Source organism: Pseudomonas sp. Sample_16 (assembly GCF_004307665.1).
In the GTDB taxonomy this organism is placed as follows: domain Bacteria; phylum Pseudomonadota; class Gammaproteobacteria; order Pseudomonadales; family Pseudomonadaceae; genus Aquipseudomonas.
The window spans coordinates 1-6,470 of sequence record NZ_RCOB01000164.1; the positions used below are offsets into that span (position 1 = coordinate 1).

General features: G+C 52.8%; 6 protein-coding genes and 2 pseudogenes. 6 read left to right on the plus strand and 2 right to left on the minus strand.

The window, feature by feature from the left end; genetic code table 11:
- Positions 1-500 precede the first annotated feature (500 nt).
- From D8U69_RS29845 to D8U69_RS21290, 6 genes and pseudogenes are all read left to right on the plus strand, one after another.
- Positions 501-742, plus strand: a pseudogene (locus tag D8U69_RS29845) (TolC family protein); the annotation flags it as partial.
- A gap of 88 nt (positions 743-830) precedes the next feature.
- Positions 831-1,373 carry a redoxin domain-containing protein gene (locus D8U69_RS21270; RefSeq protein WP_130908071.1) on the plus strand — a complete coding sequence of 181 codons (543 nt, stop codon included), beginning with the start codon at positions 831-833 and terminating at the stop codon, positions 1,371-1,373.
- Between the two features lie 11 nt (positions 1,374-1,384).
- Entirely contained in the window at positions 1,385-1,924 is a 540-nt protein-coding gene (locus tag D8U69_RS21275) for a DsbA family protein (protein WP_130908066.1), read from the plus strand.
- Positions 1,925-2,022: 98 nt separating this feature from the next.
- On the plus strand, positions 2,023-3,123 hold the full coding sequence (locus D8U69_RS21280; RefSeq protein ID WP_130908067.1) for a low temperature requirement protein A: 1,101 nt from the start codon (positions 2,023-2,025) through the stop codon (positions 3,121-3,123).
- A gap of 226 nt (positions 3,124-3,349) precedes the next feature.
- Positions 3,350-3,652, plus strand: a complete 303-nt coding sequence (locus tag D8U69_RS21285; protein ID WP_025569629.1) for a hypothetical protein — start codon at positions 3,350-3,352, stop codon at positions 3,650-3,652.
- A 194-nt stretch (positions 3,653-3,846) separates the two neighbouring features.
- A pseudogene (locus D8U69_RS21290) lies at positions 3,847-4,029 on the plus strand (potassium transporter); the annotation flags it as partial.
- Positions 4,030-4,067: 38 nt separating this feature from the next.
- Here D8U69_RS21290 and D8U69_RS21295 read toward each other — a convergent pair.
- Together D8U69_RS21295 and D8U69_RS21300 are read right to left on the minus strand one after the other, a co-directional pair.
- Positions 4,068-5,051: an LLM class oxidoreductase gene (locus tag D8U69_RS21295; RefSeq protein WP_130908069.1), complete on the minus strand. Its 984-nt coding sequence runs from the start codon at positions 5,049-5,051 to the stop codon at positions 4,068-4,070.
- Between the two features lie 448 nt (positions 5,052-5,499).
- The gene (locus D8U69_RS21300) at positions 5,500-6,216 is read right to left on the minus strand and encodes a class I SAM-dependent methyltransferase (protein WP_130908070.1); all 717 of its coding nucleotides are present in this window, start codon (positions 6,214-6,216) and stop codon (positions 5,500-5,502) included.
- Positions 6,217-6,470: the final 254 nt, after the last annotated feature.

Genomic DNA, 6,470 nt, shown 5'->3' on the forward strand with positions numbered 1-6,470 from the left:
GTGTTCGGTTCCTGTCTGGGAGGACTGGGCGGGAAATGGCAGCGAGCGTCCGCTAGTGGCGGAATTATGCCGTTCGCGACAGGCAGAAAACGGCCAAAAGCGGTCAGTGACAATATTCGCAAAGGCTACCGCTCAGCTTCCCGAAGACCGATCTCGACTATTCGTTAAGTACAGCACCATCGCTGCACGAGCCGCATCTTTGATTGCTGCTCCGCGCAGTGCTGCAATGGGGTCACGTTATCCGTATAGGATGTTGATCCATGCGAGTGAACCCCCAATCACTCCCGACGCGACGTTTGTCCAGAGCATTTCCCATATCAACCTTCATTCTGTCGACCTGAAGGCGGTTTCAGTGTCTGCCTCTGGTCGACTTCTGCTTGTCGTAACGGGCAGCAGTTGTCGTCCAGAAAGCAGATGTAGATTTGTGTGAAGTGGCGAAATAGCTGCCAAAATCATCGTGTTAAAACGCCGCCTGAAATGGCAGCAAGATAAGCGCGTGAGTGTTGTTGGCACTGGAGGGTACCGAAAATTCGCTCAGCTACTACGGTAAGCGTCATCAACGACTATAGTCATTGGTGAGCCAGAGCGAATCCGACCATTCCCCTGCCAACCTGGCCTCAATCCAATGCCGCGAACGCACGGCAGATTTCCTCGTGCTTATTGATGCGGAATGTGAACGTCTTGCTGCCGAAAACACTCAGGCTCAGGCTCAGGCTGAGATCGAGGCATCGTCGCGTTTTAAGAATTCCTTGATGGTGGATGGAGTTATCCGCCGGGCAAGTCGTATCCCGCTGAGCCCCCCCAACCATCCATCTATCAAGGCTCAAGCAATGAACATTTCAGAATTCGATGATGCAAAAGAAACGACTGACGACCTGATTCAGGGTCCGCTGCCGGCCGGCACTGTCGCGCCCGACTTCACTCTTCACGCAACCCCTGACCAGCAGCTGTCGCTACACGAGCTAAGGGGAAATCCCGTGATACTGGCGTTTTATCCCGCTGACTGGAGTTCGGTTTGTGGCGACCAACTGACCTTGTACAACCAGTTGCTACCCACATTCAAAGAATACGGTGCGACGCTACTGGGTATCTCGGTTGACAGCGCCTGGTGTCATCAGGCCTTTGCCAAAGATCGAAATTTCCACTTCAGCCTGCTGGCCGATTTCGAGCCCAAAGGGGCGGTGGCACGACAGTATGGAGCGTACGAGTCCCAGCTCGGAGTTTGTAAGAGGGCACTGTTCGTGATTGACAAGGAGGGGGTGGTCGCCTGGAGCTACGTCTCACCAATGGCAATCAACCCTGGGGCGGACGGCATTCTGGATGCGCTGGATGCTCTGGCGAATTCGCCACAAAGCACGCCAACCAAAAATTAACAGGTGATTACATGGCCACTCTCAAAGTCCCGGTAAGTGCCAACGACCATCGCCAGGGAAGTGCGCATGCCAAGGTCACCTTGGTGGAATTTGGCGACTATGAATGTCCCTATTGCGGTGAAGCGTATTGGATGGTCAAGAATCTGCAACAGCATTTTCGCGATGATTTGCTCTTCGTGTTCCGTAACTTTCCTCTGACCACAGCTCACCCGCATGCGCTGGGTGCAGCGGTCACCGCGGAGTATGCCGGGAGTCGAGGGTTCTTCTGGGAGGCTCACGACGAATTGTATGAAAATCAGGATCGATTGGGTCTGCCGCTGTATCGCGCCATTGTTCTAAAACACGGCCTTTCCAGCGAGGAACTCGACGTTGCCATGCGAGAGGACACTTACATCCCCAAAATACAATCCGACTTCAATGGCGGTGTACGCAGCGGCGTGAACGGTACTCCGGCGTTTTACTTTGACGGGCTTCGCTATGACGGGCTCCCAGAGTTCAACGAGATGAGTCAGCTGATTGAGCTTCTGTTAGTGCGCGGACGAAATCGCTAGATAGCCACATCGGCCTGGCATCACCCACACCAGAGCCGAGGGCAAACCAGCGTTAGCTTCCTTCTACATTAAAGAGGTGTACACGGAGCCGGCAGCTAATGAAATCGTTGAAGTATTATGAAAAAAATCGACACGCCACATGGTTGGAGTTGTTTTTCGACCTGACTTTCGTTGTTACGATAGGCCAGGTTACGCATACTCTCGGACATGTTCATGAAGGCCACTTTGAACATAAGCAATTATGGACATTCTTACTGCTTTTTGTACCGTTGTGGTGGATCTGGTCCAGTCACACGATTTACTCCAACAGGTTTGATACAGACAGCAATCTTCACCGTTTGGCAACATTATTCATAATGCTCCTGCTCATTGTGCTGTCGGCACGGATCGGGGAAGACCTGGAAGTAAACTACCCGTTTATTATTGCCTGCTATTTTGGCATACGTGCCATCATCAGCATCATGTACATTTCGTCCATAAGTAAATTCGATTCCCGCGGCGAGCTCTCCTCCAGGCTCGGCTTCGCCCTGTTAATCAGCGCAGTCATTAGTCTCTCATCGGTTATTTTTGACCCGCCCGTGCGTTACCTTGTCGCTTATGTTGGAATTATTCTCGATATTCTGTTTCCTGTATTTTTCTGGACTAAGCTCAAGCCATTGCCAGCCCATACAGAACACTTGGTTGAACGCATAGGCTTGCTCACCCTCATCTTGTTGGGTGAGTCAGTGATCAGTCTTTCTGGAGGTTTATCTGACATTCAATGGGATCGTTATAATGTGACGGCGGCAATCACCGGATTCATCATGATTTGCAGTATCTGGTGGATCTATTTTGATAGCTTTTACCTGCTGAGCAAAAATGAAAGCAGTATGAGTGGGCACTCTTTAATCTACTCGCACCTTTTTCTTTTTATGGGGCTGGCACTTCTGGCAAATTTGATCAGGCATGCGATCCTGAATGACATTGCGATGCGCGATTTTCAGATCATGTCGATCATCGGCATGGCATTGTTTTTCCTGGGGAAGCAATATGGCTATTTCATAGCCGTGAGTCGAATAAGGAAATACATACTGCAAAACACCTTGATCGTGTTTTCTTTAGGTGGGTTAGTTATATTTCTACCGCGTGTCGAGTACATATTGGTCGGCCTGACAGTAACCATGATCTGTTATGTTCTCCTGAATTTCAGATATCGTTGAGTCTTTATTATCAGGCCACAGCTCGGGAAAAGTGATCAAGCGGCTGGTCTGCGGCTTGCGCGCCGCCCATTACGTCATTCTCAGTGTCCGAGCGACATGCGACGCTACCCTTGGTCTCTTTTGGTTTGTAATCCTGGTGTCGTCGACCATAGTTAATAGCCGGATGCCCCTTTTAGCTATTGCGACCAGATAGCACCAGCCGCATCGTAACAACAGGAGCCACGTCATGGTCAAAGTAGCGTTGTTCGTTCGTCTGGAAGCAAAACCTGGGAAAGAGAAAGAGGTGGAGCGCTTTCTCTTGAGCGGCCTTCCTTTAGTCGAGGAGGAGCCAGCCACTACAGCCTGGTTTGGAATCCGCTTGGGGCCGTCCACCTTTGGCATCTTTGACGCATTCCCGGATGAAGCGGGCCGGCAGGCTCATCTTTCGGGCAAGGTCGCGGCGGCGCTTATGGCAAACGCTGCCGAGCTGTTTGCTGAACCGCCATCAATCGAGAAGGTTGACGTCCTTGCGGCCAAGCTGCCCGGTTAAGCAAATCCAACAGGAAGTTCCATTCAGTTCGGGGAGGCTCACGATGTCTTGTATGAAAATCAGGATAGCTTGGGCCTGCTGCTGTCCCGGGCGGTGATCAATTAAAACACTTTTATTTAAGATAAATGTCATGGCTAAAGTGCCGTGTCCAGGATTCATGCCATGCTTGCGCGCTCGGTATAAGTGAAAGGATACGCGCGCAAATCGTGTCCATGGACGGCGTGGAAGCTACACAGAATCTGCAAGGCAATGTGCTCATCATTGGTTTAGGCTGGGTAGGGGTAGATGCTTGCCGGGCACCGGTCGCTCATGGCGCGAAGATCTCCATCATTGATGTAGATCCGGAGGTCATCCGCGCCGTGACACCTTGTGGTTTCGTCAAGTGAGCATTCGTCGGCGTAGCAGTGACCGATGTTCAATGCGCTGCCGGACGCGGCTGCACTCCGAACTGCGCAACGATGTGCGTACCCAATTCCTCAATAACCTCCGCCGCAGGGCGCTTGCCATATTTGAGATTGAGAATGACGTGGTCCACGCCGATTTCCTCAAGCGACTCCAGTAAAAACCGTAGATGGTAACGTCCAATTCTGAACCCCAAGTGGATACGTGTGGGTGGCGTGGACGGATTCTCATCGAGATCGATGTACAGCGACTGAGTAAAGGGCTTGTACACAGAGCCACATTGCCTGGTGACCTCCAGCCGCCAATCTTCCACGACCAGCCGCTGCATATTCGGTATGCGTGGATAGTTGATCCATCCGTTGCTCTCACGCGCGATCCAATCCAGTGACTGGCGACTGTTGCCGGTAACGAACATTGGAATGAATTGGGTGGTGGGTTTCGGAATCAGGTCTGCGCCTTGCATTTCACCAGTGCTCCAGTGGATGGGCTCAAAACTGGTGCTGTGGGCGCAGCGAATCACCTCGTAGTGTTCTCGAAAGATCTCTCCACGCTTTTCGGGATCGACGCCAAACGCCGAAAACTCCACTGGCCGATCTCCCGAAGCAACCCCCAGAATCAAGCGACCAGTGCTCAACTGATCGACGCTGGCTGACGCCTTGGCCGTGTGCAGGGGATGGTGCAGCGGGATGGCGATGGAGGCGGTGCCAAGTGCAATCTCCGAGGTATGGGCGGCCATATAACCCAGGTAAACCCAGGGGTCGAAGACTTGGCCGACATCGCCGAAGCCAGGGTCGCGAAGCGGCACGTCGCGAAACCAGAGCGCGCAGAAGCCCAGCGCCTCAGCTTGTTTAGCCAGTGTGACCTGGTTGAGCATGCTCGGAGTGTCCCCGTCGAACGCCTCCATGGGAAAGAATAATCCAAGGCTCAAATGTCCCTGAGTGAAGGTTCGGCTGAACCCTCGATGCTGCTGGTAAGGAATTGTGCTCGGCCGATACATACGGATTGACCTCATGGCAGAACGTGAACAGCGCCCCCGTTTCCAGAGGTGCTGCGGCATCGGTTGCTTTTGAACGACAGGTGGGGGGACTGCGTCTGGCTTTTACCCGTTGTGCCGTATTGCTGGTCGTGTGGACCGGATTCAGGGGCCAGTTGCTGGCGATAGGCGCGGGTTGGTCCGGGTGGGTGTTAAGCGGACGGTCAAAGGAAGTCAGATCTCTTGGCTCTATACCACCAGATGGGCAAGGCGTTCGAGGAATCATTCTATAAGCGTAGGCGGTTTTGCAGCTCTCCGCCATATTCTTACAATCGAGCCGCTTCCGGGCGAAAGTTGCGTATCTAAGACAGTTATCGGTCGTTTCCTGCCATTCCAGAACGGCCGCTATTGGCCGTTTTCGGCCCTTCGCGACAGGCAGAAATCGGCCAGAAGCAGTCATTCGCGGCCATGTTCAGACCACTTTGCACGTCAACCACGCCCCCCAGAAAAGGCTGCTGAAGAAACGGGTAGCGTCTCCAAATCCGGTGTCATGCAAGAGTTTTTGAACCGCCGCCTCGGAATGTGGAGGATCAGCGCCTCGAAGGATTTTCCCAAGCTTGACCTTCACTTCGTCCGCGCTGGCTCCATGCTGCCGCCACCGCTGCCCCCAGGCCGCAAGCAGTAGTGGCTGGCTGGCGTAAGCGTATTGATTTCCCGCGACAATCAGCGGCGCACCCGGTTTTAGATGAGCCCGAATGGATCGTAAAATTTGTCGCTTGGTTTCATCTCCATCGAGATGATGGAGTACACCGATCAAGGTCGCTGCGTCGTATGACTCGTCAGCTGCCAGGTCTTCAACTTGCCCAAGATGTATGGCCGTTCTTCCAAGCAAGTTGTTTGCCTCTAACTGCTGCTTCGCTGCCTCCAGCATTGGCTCGGATGGGTCAACGGCCGTGAAGCGCCAACTCGGTTCAAGCTTGGCTATCGCAATAATCTCCTGCGCCGTACCGCCAGCGCCAACGACCAGTATTTTTGCCGAGTTTGTATTGCCCAAGCTTGCCGCCAGCATGCACGCAGCCAAGTCTTGGCAGGCGTCATATCCAGCTAGCGCAATACGGCTTTGTTGTCCGTACTCAGTTGCTCGTGAGGTATCAAATTTTTCAGCTGAGTTGAGAGGGGATGATTTCAAGACGGTTCTCCATGTCCTGAAATCAAGCTACGCCAGACACTGCAATAATAAAAATTCATTAATTTTATGTGGCGTATTCCTGCAAGGAATGCAGGACCCAAAAATTGATGTTTGCTTGAGCTGATTCAGCCTCTTGTCGACAGTCAACTTTGGGTCGATTTTCGATTGGACTCAGCGCATATGCCACGCCAATCTCCTGCCCCCAACTTTTCGTTCGCGCTGAACCCTGGCTCAACTGTGCGCAACAACAAAGT